Source organism: Aeromonas sp. ANP5, assembly GCF_963870295.1.
In the GTDB taxonomy this organism is placed as follows: Bacteria; Pseudomonadota; Gammaproteobacteria; order Enterobacterales; family Aeromonadaceae; genus Aeromonas; species Aeromonas veronii.
In genome coordinates, this window is the sequence record NZ_CAWMRY010000054.1 from 1 (window position 1) to 19,998 (window position 19,998).

Consider the following 19,998-nt stretch of genomic DNA (forward strand, 5'->3'; position numbering starts at 1 on the left):
GTGCCTTCTCCGCTGCTCTGCATCGTGATCCTGACGGCAGTCGCCATCACCATGGGCATCGATATCCGTACTGTAGGCGATATGGGCGAGCTGCCCGATACTCTGCCCATCTTCCTGTGGCCCGAAGTGCCGCTCAATCTGGAGACGCTGGCGATCATCTTCCCATATTCCGCAGGTCTGGCCGTGGTCGGTCTGCTCGAATCCATGATGACGGCAGCCATTGTCGATGACCTGACGGATACCAGCAGCGACCGCAATCGCGAGTGCAAGGGCCAGGGGATCGCGAATATCGGCGCGGGCCTGATGGGTGGCATGGCGGGCTGCGCCATGATTGGTCAGTCCATCATCAATATCAAATCCGGTGGTCGTGGCCGCCTCTCTACCTTTGTCGCAGGCACATTACTCATTCTGATGGTTGTATTCATGGATGAGTGGATCCGCCAAATCCCCATGGCAGCCCTGGTAGCCGTGATGATCATGGTCTCTATCGGGACGTTTTCCTGGGAGTCGGTTCGTAATCTCAAGAAGCACCCGCTCTCCACCAATATCGTGATGGTGGCAACAGTCGCTGTGGTTGTTGCTACCCATAACCTGGCACTTGGGGTATTTGTCGGGGTACTGCTCGCCTCTCTGTTCTTTGCCAACAAGGTTGCCCGCTTCATGCTGGTCAAGAGTGACAGTAAGCGTCATGGCGAGGTACGCACCTATCAGGTTCGGGGCCAGGTGTTTTTCGCCAGTGCCGAACAGTTTTTTGCCGGATTTGATTTCAAGGAAGTGGTAGAAAAAGTGGTGATCGACCTCACCCACGCCCACTTCTGGGACATCACGGCTGTCACTGCGCTGGACAAGGTGGTCATCAAGTTCCGCCGTGAGGGGACAGAGGTCGAGCTGATTGGCTTGAATCAGGCGAGTGCCACAATCGTTGACCGCTTTGGTGTGCACGACAAACCGGAAGAAGTTGAAAAGCTGCTGGCTGGGCACTGATCACAAGAAGGAATTTATCATGACAAATATTTTTGCATGTATCGATGGCTCCCTTGCCATGACAGCAGTGTGTGATGCAGCAGCATGGGCATCTATCAATACTGGGTTACCTATCACTCTGCTGCACGTATTGGAAAAAAGTGAATTTGAAGGGCACAGCGATCTCTCCGGCAATATTGGACTTGGCAGTCGTGAGCTCCTGCTACAGGAGCTCTCCGAGCTGGATCACCAACGCAGCCGTCTCGCCCATGAACAGGGGCGCATTCTGCTGGACAGTGGCAAGGAATATCTGGCTGGTTTGGGGATGTCAGGGATCGAGACCCTGCAACGCCACGGCCAGCTGGTCGAGACGACCCAGGAGCTCTCATCCAACATGCGGATGTTGATCATGGGTAAACAGGGCACGACTCATATCCACGATCTGATAGGCAGCAATATCGAAAACATCATCCGTACCCTGTCTAATCCCATCATGGTAGTGCAGCCAGGCTTTCAGGCTCCAAGCCGCTTCCTGTTTGCCTATGACGCCAGCCCGACAGCCAAGAAGGTGCTGGAGTTGATCGCAAGCAGTCCTCTGCTCAAGGGGCTGGAGTGTGAGCTGGTGATGGTTGGCGAACCGAGTGACGAGCACGAACGCCAGCTGACACAGGCCAAGCAGGTGTTGAAAAGTGCTGGTGTCAGAGTTGAAGCAATGCTGCTGCAAGGAGAGGTGGTGCCAGTTGTTTGCCAGCATGCAGAAGAGGTAAGCTGCGACCTTATCGTGATGGGGGCTTACGGCCACTCGCGGATCAGGCAGTTCATTGTGGGAAGTACGACAACAGGTATTTTGAAAAAGACTAATGCTTCTTTAATGTCGCTCAGGTGATAATTCTGCTGTGGGGGGGATAGAACTATCCTCCCCACTATGAGAGTTGGTGTTATGGGACGTAACCCAATCAGCAAACTCCTCTACGGACATTGGCTTGGCGACAATATAACCTTGTACGATATCGCAATGATTTGCCCTCAGCCATGCAAGCTCCTCCTGGGTTTCGGCCCCCTCTGCGACAACTGATAACCCCAGCTCCTGACACAACAAAATGGTGGAGCGCACAATCGCTGCATTTCTAAAATGCTGGTCAACATCACTCACGAAAACGCGGTCAATCTTCAATTCATGCACAGGTAAGTTCTTTACGTAAGCGAGAGATGCTTGCCCTGATCCGTAATCATCAATGGATAGCTTCACCCCCAGGCTGGCAAGCTCTTTCAAATGCAGTAGTGCGATATCAGGCTCATCCATGAGTGCGCTTTCAGTAACTTCCAGGCAGAGTAGTTCAACAGGCAAGGCATTCTCTTGCAGTAAGTTCCTGACTTTTTGTACTAGGTCTGGTGATGTCAAATCGAGCGTAGACAAGTTGACTGACGTGACGATATCGAGTCCTTCACGGTGCCAGGCAGCAGTTTGGCGTATCACATGCTGCAACAGCCATGGCGTGATCTCACGGATAAATCCCGTTTGCTCCGCAAACGGAATAAAGCCTCCAGGTGGCACCAACCCTCTGGTTGGATGTTGCCATCTCAATAATGCTTCTGCCCCCTTGATGAGACCACTTGCAAGCTCCAACTTGGGTTGAAAGAAGGCGACAAACTCCTCGTTGATCAAGGCATCTCGCATTTCACCAATCAATGCCAATTGCTCGTGGGGGGACTCATCAGCAATCTTGGCTGCAAAGGCGAAACCGTCACGGCGGCGTTTGGCATGACGCATTGCCATACCCGCTCGCCGCATCAGTAGGGTGCTATTATTACCGTCCTCTGGAAATATCGTGATCCCCAGACTGGCCTCAACGTCCAGGCGTTGACCATCTAGTTCAATGGGTTTACGCAGTTGCTCCAATAATTCCTGGGCGTTATCAAGGATATTGAAATAATCTACACCCTTAATAAGGAGTGCAAATTCATCGCCCCCCAAACGCGCTACCAAGTGTTTGTCTGCGACTATAGCAAGTAAACGGTGAGCCATCTCCTGGAGGAGTCGATCCCCCACCTGATGACCCAGTGCATTATTGATTTGGGCGAATCGATCAATATCGATGAGCACCAAAGCGCCACTCCCTTGTAAGGCCGCCTCTGTTAATGCCTCCATAAAGCAGGTACGGTTTGGGAGTTCAGTCAGTGGGTCTGCATAGGCCAGCCGCAAAATATGCTGTTCGCGTGTCGAGATACTATGACGCATGGTATCAAGGGCTCGCATCAGCGCCTTCATCTCTACGCCCCTACCCAGAGGAACCTTGCACTGATAATCTCCCCCTGCAATCGCCTCGGCAACCATCACGGCTTTGTGTACTGGCTTTGCAATGCTCCGAGCAATCAGCAGAGCCAACACGCTTCCAGTGACCAGTGCGCTTAATGCCAGGGTGATAACAGTGAGACGAGCACGATCTGCATCAGCCTTGAGTTGAATTACCCGATCCTGCATCTGCTCCTGCTGCTGTTCAGCAATACGCAGAGTGAGGTCTAACAGCGCCTTAAGTAGTACATCGGTTTGTTCTTCATAGTGTTGACGGGCGGAAGACAAGCCATCAATCTCGATTCGTTCCACTGTTTGCTGAAAAGATTCACCATAGCGCTGTCGGAGGTCAACAAGTCGATCAATATCACCGACATCGACCCCCATTGATGCGACTCGCTCCAACCCTCCAATCGCGGCATCAGATGCAGCCAGCGCTGAATCCATCGCTGCATACAAAGGTACACGCTTATTACGTTCGTCTGTTTGCAGAAGAAGCAGTAAATGCAGTGCAGCGTTCTGGGAATATTGGTTAGCTCGCTGGGCAAGAAATGCAACCCGCGCTTGTTGTTCTACAAACTCATCGATCCCGCCAGTTAATGTATTAAAGCGATGCAGGGCAACGGATGACACGGCAAGCAGCAGTAACAACAGTAGGGAGAAAGCAATAAGGAGGCGTGTTCGAATTGAGCTTCTGTCAGTCAACATCGAAAAAGGGTTATTCGCCATCTGTGTAGCCGCCCAGCTTGGTTATGTGTGGAAGCTTGAGACCGAATCCTGCAAGTTTTTGGAAGTCTCACCCAGTGCCTGCGTTATTTGGACAACATCCGTTACGGCAATCTGGTTGGCCTGTGCCTTTTGAACGATAGCATCAATATGAGTAGCGATTGACTCGCTCTCTCTCACTTGATCGCTCACGACAGCACTCAAACAATCCAGGCTGTCTAAGGAATGTTGAGCACCTTCTTGCAGGGCCTCCAGGGGGGCAATAAGGCCACGGATTAACTCAGTGCCACGCGCCATGCCTTGCTGTCCATTTTTGATTTCGTGAGAGGCTTGTTGAGTTTGCTGGTTGATGGCGGCAATAACATTGTCAATTTGTCCGGTCGCATCAGCCGTTCTGGTAGCCAGTGTTCGCACCTCATCTGCCACGACCGCAAATCCCCGCCCACTCTCACCCGCACGAGCCGCTTCTATAGACGCATTCAGGGCAAGCAGATTGGTCTGGTCAGCAATCTCTCGGATCACACCGACCATATTGGTTACCACCAACGCACTTTGTTCCAACTTGGCAACAGTGTGTGCGGACTTTTCCACGGCTTGCGCAATTTGCACAATTTCATCAGCAACACTGATGATCTCGCGTACACCTTGTTGCGCCATATCATGTGCCTTGGAAGCCTCTTCACGGGTGGTTTGAACATTGCTAACCAGTGAGGTGATACCATCTGAAAAAGCTGTGACAGAGGTCTCAATGGCATGGGCCAATGCACTTTGTTCAGTTGAGCCAGCGTTCACTCGAACAGATGCTCCCTCTAGCGCACTGGCTGCATCACTGACATTATTCGCATTACTGTTGATAGCTCTGATCACATCATGCAAACGTTGACGCATATGCGACATGCTCGCCAGTAATTCGCCCAGCTCATCTTGTCCAGCAGACATGACTTCATTAGCCAAATTGCCCTGTGCAATGAGACGGGTGCTTTGCACCGCGTGGCTCAGTGGCCTCACGATAGATCGTGTGATAAGCCATGCCATGATAGTCCCAACCACAAATGCACCAAGGCCGAGTATCAGAACCCACAAAACAGATGAGTGAACAACAGCAAGCGCTTCGGTTTGTCGCAGGTTCATCGCTTCTCGTTGACCATGTGCCATCATGGTGGTCGAATTCAGCAGTGCCTTTAAGGCTGTATGGGTCGGCCCACTCATAAGCTTTACAGCGTCTTCGCGGGCTCCCATTTCCAGTGCTTCAACTGTCGCCGTGAAGTGCTTATCGAATTGGTTGCGCAATGCCAAAAGGTTATCCAGTTCTACCTGCGCTTCTTCTGATGTCATCAAGGGCTTAAGTTCTGTCAGTGCATCGTTGATATCAGCATTGTGACGGTCTATCTCCTTGTACATCTCGACACGTTGCTCTCGGGCTTCCAGGATAAAGAGCAACAGCAGTCTTCCTGCTGCGCTCTCTGCATGAATATTGATGGCATTTGCCAGCGCGGTGCGGCGAGAGTCCTCTTCAACCAATGTTCGGGTTGTCCCTGCAAGCATGGTCAAGCGTGATGCAGCGACAGCTGCAATAGCCGCTAAAAAGACAAGCAGTACGACATAGCTAAGGGTGAGACGAGAGCGGATGCGCATGCATCACCTCACTACAAAGCGTTTGGAGATCAAGTGATCAAGGGCAACTGGCCCTGGCCCACGCGCAACGAGAAACAGCAGAGCCGCCGCCCATACTCCATGCGTTGGATAGGCATCGGGATAAACAAGGAACTGAATAACAATGGTCATGCCAAGCAATGCCAATGCTGAGAAGCGAGTGGCGAGCCCAATCAGTATTAGGGCAGGAAAGAGATGTTCGGCGGTGGCTGCCATAATGGCACCGAACTCTGGAGGGATAAGTGGTAGCTGATATTCATAACGAAACAGATCGACAGCTGATGGAGAGAGCTGTGGCCAACCAAAATGGAATTCCCCAGAAATTATATCTAAAGAAAATCCCTGAATTTTTGTTTGACCTGACTTCCAGAAAATAGCGGCAATAGAAAAGCGAGCCAGCAGTGCAATCCACGCATCGGGTATGCGCGAGAGTAACTGAACAACCGAATGGGTCAACGCTGTGAGTCGGAGGATCATAGGGAGTGCTCCATCGGTGATGCTGCAATTAACGCATGGCTGCGTATTAGCAAGCTAAGGGTTTCTGAAAGATCAAACGGGCCTGATGCAGCCACTGCATCTGCAAAAGAAGCTCCGTTGTTTAAACGTTCTATGAACATGGCCGCATTGTGTTCTATATGCATGATCTCAACCCCCAATTGAGGACGAACTAGCAATGCACTCTGGCTACAGGTGAGATCAACTCTCCTCATTCCTTCTGAGGGCTCTTGGCCCTGATGCACTGACCAAATAGACACCACTGGATAAGCGGAATGCAGGACTCGCAGTGCAGGATCCAGAGTAAAGCACATACGCGCAAGCATAGCCTCATCTGACAACAGTGATATTAGATCTTCCTGGGATAGGGGGGTTGCATCAGCCGCATGCCACGACTCTACTCGTAACCACTCAAGACGTGCTACATCAGCAAGGTATGGCAAGCCTGCTACAGGTGGAAAATTTGCGATGAAATCTGGATATTCCTCACCATACCAGACAAGTACCGGAGACGAGGGGGGAGAGTAACGAATAAACTCGGCAGCCATTGCCCTGAAAAATGCCTCACCCACAAGGGCTTGTACAACAGGATAACTGTCTGCCAAAGCATCAATCAGCGAAACGGTCACGTTGTTGCGATACACATCAAACCGCTTGGCTGGGTCTGACCCATTCCAGGTACTTAACCCTGGCGGTGACGCGCATGTTGGCGTCAAAAGAGCGGCCATCCACTCGGCTTGGTTACTCATAGACCCATCTCCTTGTTTCCTGCCATCAACAACTCAGCTTGGTGGGCCTCGGCAGCAAGCACCGCAAAAGCTGGAATGTCGTTGTCCCGCTCAATAAGGGTGGGTTGAGGCCCCATAAGAGCAATGACTGTGCTGTAAAGATCCCAAACTGCATTTGCGACAGGAGCTCCATGACTATCGATCAACAGAGGGGCTCCAGCAGCATCAACTTCTTTCGCATGGCCCGCCAGATGGATTTCGCCGACAGCGGAGAGTGGCAAGTCACGTATGTAGGCCATCACATCACGTCCGTGGTTAACGCAAGAGACATAGGCGTTGTTCACATCGAGGAGTAGCCCGCAACCGGTTCGGGCAATCACCTCACTCATGAAGTCCGCTTCCGACATCGTGGAGGTGACAAATTCAACGTAAGTCGCAGGGTTCTCAAGCAACATCCGGCGACCGAGCCGCTCCTGAACTCTGTTCACATGTTCGCAAACGCGATCCAGGGTTTGTGGGGTATAGGGTGCTGGCAACAGGTCATTGAGGAACGTACTCTGGTGACTTGACCAGGCCAGATGTTCAGAGAATGACTCTGGTTGATATCGTGAAAGGAGTGTTGCGAGTCTATCCAGATGGGATTCATCCAGTGGCCCTTCACCACCTATTGATAGTCCGACCCCATGGATGGACAGGGGGTAATCAGCTCGAATGCGTTCGAGGTAATGATGGAATGGGCCCCCCGCCACCATGTAATTTTCGGCGTGGATCTCAAAAAAACCGATAGCTGGGCGGGTGTCGAGGATCGTCCGGAAATGTTCCGGCTTCAACCCGACACCGCCCGCCCTCGGTAGGGCAGGCAGTGTCATGGTTTGCATCCTATTAGGCGTTCTTTTCCTTGAACTCGTTCAGCTGACCAAACCCAGTCGGTGAAGTGCTGGACTCGGTTTGCTCGCAGGTTCCTTTGGGAACCATTGACCAGGCATTACCTTGATGATCACGTACAGAGGTGCCCGCGCAGGAAGTGCCAGCGCCAGCTTTACAGTCATTCTTGCCCTTGAGAGCAACGCCGTAGCATTTCTCCATGTTTGCCATCTTGCTGTCTTCGGCAGCACTGACAGGTGCGGCAGCCATAACCAGGGCGGTGCCAAAAGCGATGGCAAGGGAGGCAGAAGTGATTGTCTTTTTCATCGGAATTTCCTTTTCGTGGGTTGATAAACCAGTCAGCAAAAAGCATGTCGGATTATTCCTCCAAGCCTGCTGTCCGGAATTGTTAATCTTTAAATCTTGTAACCAGCGAATTTATCGTCCAGCTCTGTCTTGCAAAGGTGATTGGTGTAGTTCGACAAGGTTTTTACTGCCGCAGCTAACACAATTTGCAATGCAAGGATGTCGCTATATCCAGCTGCGAGAAAGGCTTCCCCTAGTTCTTGGCTAGGTTTGCCACTTGTCGAAACCAGTTCCTGTGTGAAAGCGTACAAAGCCTGCAATTTAGGGTCTGGGAGTGGCTGATTAGACCTTATCGCAGCCAACACTGGGCCTGGAACGCCAGATACTTTATCTGCCAACATGCTATGCGCAGCAGTACAGTAGTGGCAGCCGTTATGCTGACTGATAGCCAGGAAAATAACTTCCTGTTCAACAGGTGTGAAACCTGAACGTTGGCGAAACTCGGCGTAACCATGCAAATAAGTTGATAGCACACCAGGCACATTAACCATATTTGCGTACATGTTCGGTATAAATCCAAGCGCAGCATGTGCTGCATCGAGCATTTTCTTCTGCTCTACATCAGCATTCCCTGACAAAACTGGTTTCAACGTTGGTGTGGTGAAGTGTTGGCTCATTATATTCTCCATGACATGGCGGTCATTAACTGATGAGATATTCTCTGACGAGTTCACGCGCTCTGTGCAGTCGGCTTTTTATTGCACCAGGCTGCTCACCGAGCCGCTCAGCTATTTCTGCAATCGTGAGCTCTTCAAAATCTCGCAGCAACACGACCTCCAAGTAATGTGCGGGCAGAGACTCCAGCGCATTAGCCAGGTCGATGCGTAACGATTCATCACTACGATTAGCCAGCTGCTGCTCTGCAACATCATCTTCTAGCGGGTCTTGCTTAAACATCATGCGCTCAAGCCGATGACATTCACGTTTAATGACCGTGAATAACCAAGAAGAGAATGCAGCCACTGATTTGAGCCCACTGACTTTGCGGGAGATCACCATCAGGGACTCTTGAACGGCATCATCAACATCACTGGCATGACAGTGCCTACGTGCGTAGCGCCGTGCATCAGCATGGCACACTGCCAGCAGGCGGGAGATAGCCTCATGATCTCCTGTCTGAGCGGACAGAATAAGATTCTCTTTTTCCATCATGCCGTGTGTCATGAATCAGTTCCTTTTGTCGAGTTTACGGCCAACCATGGCACACATCGGGCAGAACCCCATTAGGCCAGTCATGGAAAGGATGGCACTCATGACTCCTGCTGCAACAGCAAGGTCAGATTTCCCCCAGCTCATCACTGCAAACACAAGCGCCATGATGCCCAGGATGATGCGTAACACTCGCTCCCAGTTTGGGACATTCTTTACATAGAACATGTCAGTTTCCTTCGATGGCAAGAGTGCTGAATCACTCTCTTGCTTGATAAGAGGGGCTGGGTGAGCAAAGCGGTTCGCAGAAAATGAAAAAAAACTGAAAAAGCTCAATTGAGCCCATTCAAGTCTATCAGTCGATTGTTGTCAATGATGTCACTAGAGATGCTCTGATAGCTTGTCAGCAAGCTGTACCGATTGGGGGGGCAGGAGTTTGGGGCCAGACACCGCTTACTTAGGAGTGCTGTCAGGAGATAACTAGACCTGTACAAATTGAACGTGGTTTTCAGGTGAGAACTATGTCTACACGTTCTGTATATGAAAATCATGGAATCTTGATAAATGAACTATATTTTCGTCTTAAATCATCAATATCTTTTCTTGCTCTCCTTTCTTTTTCTTCCAGTGCTTTTATCTCATTTGATTTTTCTTTTAGCAACTGCTCAAAAATTACTTTAGCCTGATCCCTTGCTTTAATATCAATGATGCTTGCCAAGTCTTTGGATTTTTCTGTTAGAGCCTCTTCTCGTTCTTGTAGCGAGATGAGGCTATCATTTAAATTCTTCTGTATTAGGTATAAGGAAGCTGAACGCCTGCGTATTTCGACTTCACCAGCATCAAGCTGAGCCTCTTTGGCTTTAATTGTTCTATTTATATCATCAACCTGTGAATAAAACTCTGCCTTAAGTTCATCTAAATTGAGAAGGTCACGTAGTAAGTCTTGCTTTTTATCTATTTCATCTTGTATATGATAAAGTCGGTCTTTCAATTCCATTTCAATGCTTCTGTATTGATCTTCCAATAGGATTAATCTTTCCTGTGCCTCTGAAATGGACGACTCCTTATCCTTTATTACTCTATCCCATCTTCTCAGAATTGCGTTAGCCTTGCCTTCTGCATGCCGAGCCTGCTGAATTATTTTTTGCATATCGCTTAGTTCTGATTCTCTCGTGTTTTTTATCGCATTGTATTCTGCATTAAGCCTTTTAACCTCTGCATGATGCTTTGCACTCAAAGATGAGTACTGATTCTGTAAGGATAGTAACTGCTGTCTATTGTGCGTATACATCATTTCGGAGAAGTTGCCAACAGGGGCCACAGATACCCATTTTTTGGGGCATTTTTTTAGATAATCTCTTATCTCTTCTTTTGAGATTATTTCTCCTTTCACACGAAATCCACTCAGGTCAAGTTCAACACAGGTTGCATTCACCCGTTTTAATTCTTTAATTTTCCCTCGATCACAAAAGTGCGTAACTGCAACTTCGATGAGAACCTTCTCTCCATCGATGAATCCGATTACATCAGGTATAACTCGACCTTCATAAACCTCACATGCCATCTCATCAAAGGATATATTTTGATGTATTGGGTTTATAGTTCCAATAGGCAGTAACAACTGCCTGTCAGTTGCTAAAACCTCTTTAGCTAGGATATGTATTTCCGTTTCCGGCTTCCAGGTACAGGAGTCCTGTTCGATTGAGTTAGGCTCATGAGCAAAATAATGGGCTTTAATTGGCCCTTTCATTGCCCAGACTGCGCCCTGACAACCGATGCATGTGCAATTGCATCCTTTGCCACTAACAACGTCTTTGACATCAACGATATGGCCGTTGTCGTCAAGGGCGCGAGTCATCAGGATTCTTGCCATCTCTATCCTACCCGCAAGTGGATCTATGTATCAAAGCGCATCAGTTTATTCAGCCCACGTAGATGCGTACACCACATCAGTCACTACAACATTTTCATGAAAAATCATACACTTCCATTTGATTGTTTTGAACTTAATCAAGATTCAATCGGATTTAGAGATATGACCACTCCCCAAGCGAGCTCATTGGGCTTTAGAGGATGCGTAGGAGCGGGCTGGTAATCATGGGAAGAAAGATGAATACGGCATGTTGAAAAAGCCCTGAAATTGATACCAAAGGAAGTGCGCACTAAAGTAGCGTAAACAAGACACCGGTTTGAGGCCGGTGTCAGGTGATAACTAGATCTGTACAAACAACCAATCTCATCATTTTTTGAAATTTATTTCATTTACCCCACTTGAAAAATTCGGAAAACTGTCCATTTACTAATTATGAGAGCTTCAATCAAATTTAAGCAGCTCACCATTATTCCGCTGCTACGCAGCGAAGATAAACCAGTTTTGTACACCCACGGCTATTATTTCATCAACAAACACTCATAATTGAAGGTCATAACAATCTAATAACGAATTCTATCGAAGGAGATACCCTTACAATAACTGGTTAAATTAGTGCCTAAGGCACTGAATAGTAAAACTTAAATTTAATTTTTGCACATATATCAATCATACGGGATTCACGCTACATGGTGTCATGAACAGTGGTTATTGATATGCACTCGTAAATTCGATTCTTACCATCGCGTTTAGCATTGTAAACCTGAATGTCAGCTGCATTTATAAGCTCTTTTGCACTAATACCTTTTTTACTAACAGCAACCCCGCCACTGAGTGTTACTCGTAGGGCATCTTCACGCCAGTCCAGATGTTCAACTCCATGCCTTAGCGCCTCCAGCAAAGATATCGCTAAGTTACCTGAACCGACTTCAAATAATACTGCTAATTCTTCTCCACCATATCGACAGAACCAGCCATGTTCATAAAAAATTGAATTTCCAAGTTTCGCAACTCTTTTTAATACAGAGTCACCAGTTTGGTGTCCGAACGTATCGTTCACTTTTTTAAAGTCATCTAAATCCAACAGCGCTAAATAAAACGGCTCTTGCTTTTTTAACAGCTGAGCAAGCTTTATGTCAAAAAATCTACGATTGTATAAACCTGTCAGTTGGTCAACATTAGCCTGTAAGCGAGCTTCTGATAATTCATGTGTCGATTTTGCCACTTCATCATACACATGTGATAACTCAACCATTCTATTTTTGGGTGTTTTCAATGAGCTATTACGACTTGACCTAATAACACCATAAAGCTCATTGAGCATACGTTGAAAATAACGAGACCATGATAGCGCGAGCAATAGATAAAGGATGCAGGTTAGTGCGATGATCCCTTGAACATTAAGTGACACACTTTCAATGACACCTTGTAAGGTAGATTCTGGAACAACACTAACCAAGATCCAGTCTTGACCATCGACTTTGTTATATGCCACAAACATCCCAGATTCTTTATCATGGAATACGCCTTTGTCTTTTGTGAACTTCGAAAGCCAAGTCATATCTTTCATGGGCGTAAACATTAGCTCTTTATCAGGATGAACGAGCATCTTACCAGCCCCATTCACCAACATCTGATAACCAGCATCTTGCTTATAATTAAGCCACTTTGATATGGGTTGAAGTAATGTATCAATTGAAAAGACACCAACTAACTTCCCTGTCGGATCTTCAATTGTTTTAGCTAATGAGAGGGATAGCGTTCCGTAAATGTAGTCGTAATATGGTTCAGTCCAAACCATCTTGCCTTTATTTTTAACGGCAAGTTGATACCATGGCCTTATGCGTGGGTTAAATTTTGAGTCAGGTTGCCATTCAGGATGAACAAGCAATTGTCGATGCTCTGTGCCAACATAGATGTATTGTAGCCCAGCAGTTTCCTGATAACGCCGCCAGTCCTTTAAGTATTCAGACTGATGTTTGATCTTGTTATCTATAAAGTCTTTATAATCAACATTGCGATAGATAAGCTCAAACTGTGTTGTGAGGGTATCAAGATATGGCTTAATCAAAACATTATGAAGTTGATCATTCTTGGATACTAACTGTTGCTGTAAATCACGTTGCAGAGTGACGGTCATATGATAGTAATAAATGGCCCCGAGAATTAATATGGGGACGAAAAGCAGAACTAACCCAAGACGCATGCGGGAAATCAATGACCATGTTTTCCACTGGGTTTTATCACTCATTACACCGACATCCTGTCTGAAAAGGTCTGAGGGGCTAACTATACTAGAAAGATTTGAATGAGCCCATGATTGTGATCACTCCCTCCAACCTGAACGCCCACCATTTAGGGCACACTCCTCGATGACGGCTTGCAACCTTGCATGCAATCAGAACGTTAAGGTTTGTCTACGATGAAGGCAATGACCGAAGAACGACAACCATAAGTGTATGAATCTGCTATTTTTTAATGGGATTGGTCGCACAACATCAAATCTATAGTCACAATAGCCAAAGCCCCGAACTCATCTACAGAAACACCTTCAGGTGCTGCGCTCAGGTCTAATCGCCTAGCATCACCAAACAACCTATTGGTGTGCGCTTCCAGAATCTCGTCCAGCTCTAAAGATGAGATCAGTTTTCTCCAGCTAGTGTGAGCCTTGAAATCCTCCACGACACAGTGTTGTAAACATAAACGCGGGATTTCGACCCACCTGCCGGAGTCAACGGTGGTGTGGATTTTGGCTTGAAAAATGACCCTGACCATTCTGAGAAATCCTGATGCAGAAACTGGGAGTCTTCATGATATGAGGGAAGCAATTTAATGATAAATATGTTAACTGATGAGTGGCATGTTGCTAGGATGTCCAAATAAATGCCGTGAGCCATTCGAACCCCTTTCTGTCGGGCGAGCAACTAAGACTGCTTCTGTCATCAAAGATGAGTTAGCTCGCAATCATGGGTCTATCTACTGTAATAGCTGTCAGTACATCAGGTCTAAAGACATGCTGTATTATGTTGGCAGCAGACCATGCCCATACAACAAGGAGATGTTGATGCAAAGCCCCGTAGTACCGGATAACGAACAGCTTCGCTTAGACGCATTGCGCCGTTTAGCGATACTTGATAGCCTCGCAGAGGAGCGTTTCGACCGGATTACCAGGATGGCTCGAAATATGTTTGATGTGCCCATTGCATTGGTTTCATTGGTGGATGAAAACAGACAGTGATTCAAGTTGGGGTCGTCTCAGAAAACGGAAAATAAAGCACATTAAGTCGGTTGCAGCGAGTGCATCTCTATCGGAAAAGATGGCGCGGCACCCACCACAGGTAGAACACCATGCCGAAGAGTTCGACCAGCGACTGTACCACGATGACAACCGCTGCGACCTCCCAACCAGCAGGCAAGGACAGGGCGAAGGGCAGCACGATGAAAGAGTTGCGGGTGCCCAAGCTGAAGGCCAACGTGCGTCCATGATCGTTCGGCAGTGCCATCCAACGGGCCAGCCCCTTGGCGATCAGTGCGGCCAGCAACAAGAAAACAACAAACAGCGGAACGACGACTGGCAACAGGCCCAGCGCATCCCACACCGCATTGACCTGCGCCCCGGCGATCATGAACACGACCAGAGCCAGCAAAGGCACAGGCCACCAGGCCAGCCGTTCACGTACATGGGCCCGTTCTGGTCGCGCTTCGATCCAGCGCTCTGACACCGCTGCTGCAATCAGCGGCAGGATCACCACCAGGAGCGCTGGCCAGACTTCGGCCAGGCCAATATCAGCGACCGCCCCGCTTCCCAACATGAGCCACAGGTAGAGCGGAAGCAGCAGGAGCTGCAACAGCAGGTTGATGGGCGTCACGGCGATGGCTCGGGGCACATTGCCGCCGCCGAGTTGGCTAAAGGTAATGAACCAGTCGGTGCAGGGCACCAACAAGACCAGCAGCACGCCAAGGCGTACAGCCTGATCAGGGGGTAAGCATTGAATCAGCGCCCAGGCCAGTGCGGGCAGCACGATGAAATTGCCGATCAGCATCGCGGCGACAAATCGATGGTCACGAAAGGCCTTGCGCAAATGCAGCAGCGGCACCTGCACAAAAGTGGCATACAGCAGTAGGACCAGCGCAGGCCATAGCAGCGCCTCGAAGGTCGGGGCGATACTGGGCCATGCGCTGCCGGCCAGCAAGCCGCCAAGGATGGCCGACAGATAAATCCAGACCTGTCGGCGTTCAAGAACAAGACGATCCAAAGAAACGCTCCCTGTGGGTTTATTGAGCATGCTCGCACGCCATGTCAGTCTGAGGTATACCCTAACGCAACGTCAGGGAAGAGCCTGCAATCGCGTCAGAATAGAGTCGAATATTAAATTTATTGACACAATCAGTCAAGAGTAATAGATTTCATCCTGACACATACCCCTTGGAGGCACTTTGTACGGTCAACGCATCGGCTACGTTCGCGTCAGCAGCTTCGACCAGAACCCGGAACGGCAATTGGAGGGTGTTCAAGTGGCGCGGGTGTTCATCGACAAAGCATCCGGCAAGGACACCCAGCGCCCCGAGCTGGAAAGTCTTCTCGCCTTCGTGCGCGAAAGCGACACCGTGGTGGTGCACAGCATGGATCGGCTGGCACGCAACCTGGACGACTTGCGCCGCATCGTGCAAGGTCTGACCAAACGCGGCGTGCGCATCGAATTCGTCAAGGAGAGCCTGGCCTTCACCGGCGAGGACTCGCCGATGGCGAATTTGATGCTGTCGGTGATGGGCGCGTTTGCTGAGTTCGAGCGGGCCTTGATCCGCGAGCGACAGCGTGAAGGGATAGCGCTCGCACGGCAGCGGGGGGCGTACCGGGGCCGCAAGAAGTCATTGAACGATGAGCAGATTGCCGAACTGAAGCGGCGTGTCGCGGCGGGTGAGCAAAAGGCCCGGATCGCCCGAGACTTCGGCATCAGCCGCGAAACCTTGTACCAGTACCTCCGCGAGTCCTGAGCATGCCGCGTCGTTCCATTCTGTCCGCCACCGAGCGCGAAAGCCTGCTTGCATTGCCCGATGCTAAAGACGATCTGATCCGGTACTACACGTTCAGCGGCACCGATCTGTCGGTGATCCGTCAGCGGCGTGGGCCTGCGAATCGGCTGGGCTTCGCCGTTCAGCTCTGCTACCTGCGGTTCCCCGGCGTCATCCTGGGCGCTGATGAGCCGCCGTTTCAGCCTTTGCTGCGCATCGTGGCATCGCAGATTAAAGTGCCGGTAGAAAGCTCTGGGACGACTACGGGTAATGGGAGCAGACCCGGCGCGAACACCTACTCGAACTGCAAACGGTGTTTGGCTTCCAGCCGTTCACCATCAGCCATTATCGGCAGGCCGTGCACACGCTTACCGAGCTGGCCATGCAAAAGACAAGGGCATCGTGCTGGCCAGCGCGTTGATCGAGCATCTACGGCGACAGTCGATCATCCTGCCCGCACTCAACGCCATCGAGCGAGCCAGTGCCGAGGTCATCACCCGCGCCAATCGGCGCATCCACGAAGCCCTGTCCGAGCCGTTTTCGAGCGGGCACCGCCATCGTCTGGATGAACTGTTGAAGCGCCGCGACAATGGCAAGACCACGTGGCTGGCCTGGCTGCGGCAATCACCGGCCAAGCCGAACTCCCGCCACATGCTCGAACGCCTCAAAGCGTGGCAGGCGCTCGACCTGCCTTCTGGCATCGAGCGCCTGGTACACCAGAACCGATTGCTGAAATTCGCCCATGAGGGCGACCAGATGACGCCCGCTGACCTAGCGAAGTTCGAGCCGCAACGACGCTACGCCACCCTCGTGGCGCTGGCCATTGAGGGCATGGCCACCGTCACCGATGAAATCATCGACCTGCACGACCTCATCTTGGGCAAGCGGTTTAACGCCGCCAAAAACAAGCGTCAGCAGCAGTTTCAGGCGTCCGGCAAGGCCATCAATGCCAAGGTGCGTTTGTACGGGGCATCGGCCAGGCGCTGATCGACGCCAAGCAACCGGGCCGCGACCTGTTCGCCGCTATCGAAGCTGTTATGTCCTGGGACGCCTTCGCCGAGAGCGTCACCGAGGCGCAGAAGCTCGCTCAGCCAGATGACTTCGACTTCCTGCACCGCATCGGCGAAAACTACGCCACCTTGCGCCGCTACGCGCCGGAATTCCTCGACGTGCTCAAGCTTCGGGCTGCGCCCGCTACCAAGGACGTGTTCGACGCCATTAAGGTGCTGCGCGGCATGAACACCGACAACGCCCGCGAGGTGCCTACCGACGCGCCGACCGGCTTCATCAAGAAGCGATGGGAAAAGCTGGTGATGACCGACGCCGGCATCGGCCGGAGCTACTACGAGCTGTGCGCGCTGTCGGAACTCAAGAACGCGTTGCGCTCGGGTGACATCTGGGTGCAGGGTTAACGCCAGTTCAAGGACTTCAAGGACTACCTGGTGCCGCCCGAGAAGTTTGCTAGCCACAAGCAGTTCAGCGCATTGCCGCTGGCCGTTGCCACCGACTGCGACCAGTCCCTGAGCGAGCGCTTGGTGCTGCTCGAAGCGCAACTCGCCATGGTCAACCGGATGGCGGCGGTCAACGACCTGCCGGATGCCATCATCACCGAGTCGGGTCTGAAAATCATGCCACTGAATGCGGCGGTGCCCGACACCGCGCAGGTGTTGATCGACCAGACGGCCATGATCCTGTCGCACGTCAAGATCACCGAACTGCTGCTTGAAGTCGATGAGTGGACGGGCTTCACTCACCACTTCACGCACCTGAAATCGGGCGATCTGGCCAAGGACAAAAATCTGCTGTTGACCACCATCTTGGCCGACGCGATCAACCTGGGCCTGACCAAGATGGCCGAGTCCTGCCCCGGCACGACCGATGTGAAGCTCGCCTAGCTATCACCGAGCGCGGACGGCCGGTGGCTGATGTTTCACGAGCCCTTGGGGTATCTAGACATTCAGTCTGTATACTTGGCTCAGGCAGTACGGTAAGCCTGCTGACCAGCAGCTCGAAGAGTCTGCCTTGCAAGTCGAGCTCCGCCGCCTGAAAGTCGAACTGTGCCAAGTTACCGAGGCGCGCAATATCCTAAAGGAGGCCGCTGTAGATTCAACTTGTCAACGGCGTTGTTGCCCAAATCAACGAGCAAGTCATGACTTCCCCAGCTCCTGGTTACCTCTACACTCGGGGCTTTCTGACAGGTAAACCAAGGGTATTCAGCTTGTTTATGGCGCTAACGTACGCCATGACTTCTCCCACTTGGCCGTTGTAGCTACGCATTCTGATTTTTCCCGCCAGCAACTGTTTGAACCGATACATCGCTGTCTCTGCCAGCGAGCGACGATGATACCCCGACATCTTCTTCCAGTGCGCCAGCCCTTCCTTGCGCATCACCAGCACGGCCTCATTTCTTGGATGCCCCTTTTTCCATAACCCCGCGCTCTTGCGAGGCGGGATACAGGCAGTCGCCCCTTTGCGCGAGATAAGCTGATGGCTGGCTTTGCTGTCATAGGCGCCATCCGCATAAACACGTCCCAGCTTACGCCGTAGTGGCTTGAGCAAGGTGGGCAACACCTCGGCATCATGGACATTTTCCAATGACACTTCTGTTGCCACGACATCGTGGGTTGCCGGGTCTACCGCCAGATGCGACTTGCGCCAGACTCGCCGCTTCTCGGCGTCGTGTTTTTTGACCTTCCACTCATTTTCACCAAACACCTTCAGGCCAGTCGAATCGATAACCAAGTCGGTAACGCGTTCCTTCGCGGGCTGTCGATAAACCACCGTCACCAAGCGTGCTCGCTTGCTGACACAGCTGTAGTCCGGTGCGCAAAGCGGTACGTTCATCAACTCGAACAGGGAGTCGAGTTGTCCTTGGGTGGCCCGCAGAGTGAGACTGAAAATCCCCTTGAGCATCACGAAGGTACAGATGGTCTGGTCGGTGTAGAGTTGGCTGCGGCCCCGCCGCCCATGATGGTCGTGGTGAAACCAGTTGCCCATGGCCTCAGCATCAACCCAGAAGGTGAGTGAACCACGGTTAATCAAAGACTTGTTGTATGTAGGCCAGTTGGTGATGGGGTGAAGCGACGTGCCCATGATGCAGACTTGAATAGGATGGTGGTGATCAGATCACCAAGCCCTCAGTTAGTTCCCTTCAAACAGCATCAATTTGGGAAACAACGCCCTTGTCAACTACAGTTGTCGAGCTTGTGGGGCGGATTGAACATTGGGTTTGCCAATAACTAATCAGTCGGGGGGCTAAGAGGATAAAACCAGCTCAATTGGTTAACATTCATCCAAATAGAATGATTTTCAAAATTTTTTCGCATCCCCCCACTTGAAAAATTCGGAAAACTGTCCATTTACTAATTATGAGAGCTTGAATTAAATTTCAGCGTTTGAACATTCCGCTGCTACGCAGCGAAGAGAGCCCAGTTTTACAACCTCTCACACGATTTTATTGAAAATAACAAATGAAAATCGCTTTTATAAACTAAGATTAATTGGATTGACATAATAAGTTAATGTTCTGTCACTTGGTAATGGATTGAAAGTTCATAAACTGATAGAAAATAGAAAATAGAAAATAGAAAATAGAAAATAGAAAATAGAAAATAGAAAATAGAAAATAGAAAATAGAAAATAGAAAATAGAAGTATTGCCTCGGTCAAATGTGGTTATATTCGGCCTCTAGGGCGGAAAATTAAAAAAGTGTTTTTTGCAAAAATAAGAGCTCTATCTATACAGGCTCCTCTCTGCTATCATCCGCAGCCCATGAACAAATCGCATACTGGCGTGACTGTAACGCCGCCCTAACCCCTCCCTCTGCGGCTCCTGCCGCCTGACTCTGGTTGTCACAACCGGAGAGCTCTTTTACACCC

The 19,998-nt window shown here is 50.3% G+C and carries 17 protein-coding genes and 3 pseudogenes; 6 read left to right on the plus strand and 14 right to left on the minus strand.

Going from position 1 to position 19,998, the window contains the following annotated elements; genetic code table 11:
- Positions 1-984: SulP family inorganic anion transporter (locus AACT07_RS20980; RefSeq protein ID WP_139126508.1), on the plus strand; the 984-nt coding region annotated here is incomplete at its 5' end.
- 19 nt (positions 985-1,003) lie between these two features.
- Positions 1,004-1,849 (plus strand): universal stress protein, encoded by an 846-nt coding sequence (locus tag AACT07_RS20985; RefSeq protein WP_069529869.1) that lies wholly within the window; start codon positions 1,004-1,006, stop codon positions 1,847-1,849.
- On the opposite strand, the gene AACT07_RS20990 is transcribed toward AACT07_RS20985, so the two are convergent.
- The 12 genes from AACT07_RS20990 to AACT07_RS21045 all read right to left on the minus strand — a co-directional run bounded on the left by AACT07_RS20990 (position 1,832) and on the right by AACT07_RS21045 (position 13,882).
- Positions 1,832-3,985 (minus strand): putative bifunctional diguanylate cyclase/phosphodiesterase, encoded by a 2,154-nt coding sequence (locus AACT07_RS20990; protein ID WP_083250027.1) that lies wholly within the window; start codon positions 3,983-3,985, stop codon positions 1,832-1,834. The two genes, AACT07_RS20985 and AACT07_RS20990, sit on opposite strands and share 18 nt — an antisense overlap.
- A gap of 21 nt (positions 3,986-4,006) precedes the next feature.
- Entirely contained in the window at positions 4,007-5,617 is a 1,611-nt protein-coding gene (locus AACT07_RS20995; protein WP_069529873.1) for a methyl-accepting chemotaxis protein, read from the minus strand.
- A 3-nt stretch (positions 5,618-5,620) separates the two neighbouring features.
- Positions 5,621-6,112: a DoxX family protein gene (locus tag AACT07_RS21000; RefSeq protein ID WP_069529874.1), complete on the minus strand. Its 492-nt coding sequence runs from the start codon at positions 6,110-6,112 to the stop codon at positions 5,621-5,623.
- Complete coding sequence (locus AACT07_RS21005; protein ID WP_069529875.1) at positions 6,109-6,879, minus strand: HvfC/BufC N-terminal domain-containing protein; 771 nt, start codon at positions 6,877-6,879, stop codon at positions 6,109-6,111. The genes AACT07_RS21000 and AACT07_RS21005 overlap by 4 nt, the downstream gene beginning before the upstream one ends.
- On the minus strand, positions 6,876-7,727 hold the full coding sequence (gene bufB / locus AACT07_RS21010) for an MNIO family bufferin maturase (RefSeq protein ID WP_253182285.1): 852 nt from the start codon (positions 7,725-7,727) through the stop codon (positions 6,876-6,878). Before bufB ends, AACT07_RS21005 begins: the two co-directional genes overlap by 4 nt.
- 13 nt (positions 7,728-7,740) lie before the next feature.
- Positions 7,741-8,049 (minus strand): BufA1 family periplasmic bufferin-type metallophore, encoded by a 309-nt coding sequence (locus AACT07_RS21015; protein ID WP_069529879.1) that lies wholly within the window; start codon positions 8,047-8,049, stop codon positions 7,741-7,743.
- An 89-nt stretch (positions 8,050-8,138) separates the two neighbouring features.
- On the minus strand, positions 8,139-8,705 hold the full coding sequence (locus tag AACT07_RS21020; protein ID WP_069529881.1) for a carboxymuconolactone decarboxylase family protein: 567 nt from the start codon (positions 8,703-8,705) through the stop codon (positions 8,139-8,141).
- A 25-nt stretch (positions 8,706-8,730) separates the two neighbouring features.
- The gene (locus AACT07_RS21025) at positions 8,731-9,252 is read right to left on the minus strand and encodes an RNA polymerase sigma factor (protein WP_069529883.1); all 522 of its coding nucleotides are present in this window, start codon (positions 9,250-9,252) and stop codon (positions 8,731-8,733) included.
- Positions 9,253-9,255: 3 nt separating this feature from the next.
- Positions 9,256-9,465, minus strand: a complete 210-nt coding sequence (locus AACT07_RS21030; RefSeq protein WP_069529885.1) for a YgaP family membrane protein — start codon at positions 9,463-9,465, stop codon at positions 9,256-9,258.
- 319 nt (positions 9,466-9,784) lie between these two features.
- Positions 9,785-11,110, minus strand: a complete 1,326-nt coding sequence (locus AACT07_RS21035) for a hypothetical protein (protein WP_069529887.1) — start codon at positions 11,108-11,110, stop codon at positions 9,785-9,787.
- A 682-nt stretch (positions 11,111-11,792) separates the two neighbouring features.
- Positions 11,793-13,358 (minus strand): sensor domain-containing diguanylate cyclase, encoded by a 1,566-nt coding sequence (locus AACT07_RS21040; RefSeq protein ID WP_069529889.1) that lies wholly within the window; start codon positions 13,356-13,358, stop codon positions 11,793-11,795.
- A 224-nt stretch (positions 13,359-13,582) separates the two neighbouring features.
- Positions 13,583-13,882 (minus strand): hypothetical protein, encoded by a 300-nt coding sequence (locus AACT07_RS21045; RefSeq protein WP_069529891.1) that lies wholly within the window; start codon positions 13,880-13,882, stop codon positions 13,583-13,585.
- A gap of 289 nt (positions 13,883-14,171) precedes the next feature.
- Here AACT07_RS21045 and AACT07_RS21050 point away from each other — a divergent pair.
- Positions 14,172-14,342 (plus strand): annotated as a pseudogene (locus AACT07_RS21050) (GGDEF domain-containing protein); the annotation flags it as partial.
- A 70-nt stretch (positions 14,343-14,412) separates the two neighbouring features.
- Here the strand turns inward: AACT07_RS21050 and AACT07_RS21055 are convergent.
- On the minus strand, positions 14,413-15,363 hold the full coding sequence (locus tag AACT07_RS21055; RefSeq protein ID WP_216093222.1) for an arsenic resistance protein: 951 nt from the start codon (positions 15,361-15,363) through the stop codon (positions 14,413-14,415).
- A 181-nt stretch (positions 15,364-15,544) separates the two neighbouring features.
- Between AACT07_RS21055 and AACT07_RS21060 the strand changes: the two genes are divergently transcribed.
- From AACT07_RS21060 to AACT07_RS21070, 3 genes and pseudogenes are all read left to right on the plus strand, one after another.
- Entirely contained in the window at positions 15,545-16,102 is a 558-nt protein-coding gene (locus tag AACT07_RS21060) for a recombinase family protein (protein ID WP_069529895.1), read from the plus strand.
- A 2-nt stretch (positions 16,103-16,104) separates the two neighbouring features.
- Positions 16,105-18,012 (plus strand): annotated as a pseudogene (locus AACT07_RS21065) (Tn3 family transposase); the annotation flags it as partial.
- A pseudogene (locus AACT07_RS21070) lies at positions 17,982-18,215 on the plus strand (transposase); the annotation flags it as partial. The pseudogenes AACT07_RS21065 and AACT07_RS21070, both read left to right, overlap by 31 nt.
- Before the next feature lie 80 nt (positions 18,216-18,295).
- On the opposite strand, the gene AACT07_RS21075 reads toward AACT07_RS21070, so the two are convergent.
- A complete protein-coding gene (locus AACT07_RS21075; protein ID WP_069529897.1) occupies positions 18,296-19,213 on the minus strand; it encodes an IS5 family transposase in 918 nt (305 codons plus the stop codon).
- Positions 19,214-19,998: the final 785 nt, after the last annotated feature.

What these genes read in the sequence shown, in the direction of transcription:
- AACT07_RS20985 (WP_069529869.1), top strand. Translation starts at nt 1,004, where the DNA reads ATGACAAATATTTTTGCATGTATCGATGGCTCCCTTGCCATGACAGCA.
- AACT07_RS20990 (WP_083250027.1), bottom strand. Translation starts at nt 3,985, where the DNA reads ATGGCGAATAACCCTTTTTCGATGTTGACTGACAGAAGCTCAATTCGA.
- AACT07_RS20995 (WP_069529873.1), bottom strand. Translation starts at nt 5,617, where the DNA reads ATGCGCATCCGCTCTCGTCTCACCCTTAGCTATGTCGTACTGCTTGTC.
- AACT07_RS21000 (WP_069529874.1), bottom strand. Translation starts at nt 6,112, where the DNA reads ATGATCCTCCGACTCACAGCGTTGACCCATTCGGTTGTTCAGTTACTC.
- AACT07_RS21005 (WP_069529875.1), bottom strand. Translation starts at nt 6,879, where the DNA reads ATGAGTAACCAAGCCGAGTGGATGGCCGCTCTTTTGACGCCAACATGC.
- bufB (WP_253182285.1), bottom strand. Translation starts at nt 7,727, where the DNA reads ATGACACTGCCTGCCCTACCGAGGGCGGGCGGTGTCGGGTTGAAGCCG.
- AACT07_RS21015 (WP_069529879.1), bottom strand. Translation starts at nt 8,049, where the DNA reads ATGAAAAAGACAATCACTTCTGCCTCCCTTGCCATCGCTTTTGGCACC.
- AACT07_RS21020 (WP_069529881.1), bottom strand. Translation starts at nt 8,705, where the DNA reads ATGAGCCAACACTTCACCACACCAACGTTGAAACCAGTTTTGTCAGGG.
- AACT07_RS21025 (WP_069529883.1), bottom strand. Translation starts at nt 9,252, where the DNA reads ATGACACACGGCATGATGGAAAAAGAGAATCTTATTCTGTCCGCTCAG.
- AACT07_RS21030 (WP_069529885.1), bottom strand. Translation starts at nt 9,465, where the DNA reads ATGTTCTATGTAAAGAATGTCCCAAACTGGGAGCGAGTGTTACGCATC.
- AACT07_RS21035 (WP_069529887.1), bottom strand. Translation starts at nt 11,110, where the DNA reads ATGGCAAGAATCCTGATGACTCGCGCCCTTGACGACAACGGCCATATC.
- AACT07_RS21040 (WP_069529889.1), bottom strand. Translation starts at nt 13,358, where the DNA reads ATGAGTGATAAAACCCAGTGGAAAACATGGTCATTGATTTCCCGCATG.
- AACT07_RS21045 (WP_069529891.1), bottom strand. Translation starts at nt 13,882, where the DNA reads ATGGTCAGGGTCATTTTTCAAGCCAAAATCCACACCACCGTTGACTCC.
- AACT07_RS21075 (WP_069529897.1), bottom strand. Translation starts at nt 19,213, where the DNA reads ATGGGCACGTCGCTTCACCCCATCACCAACTGGCCTACATACAACAAG.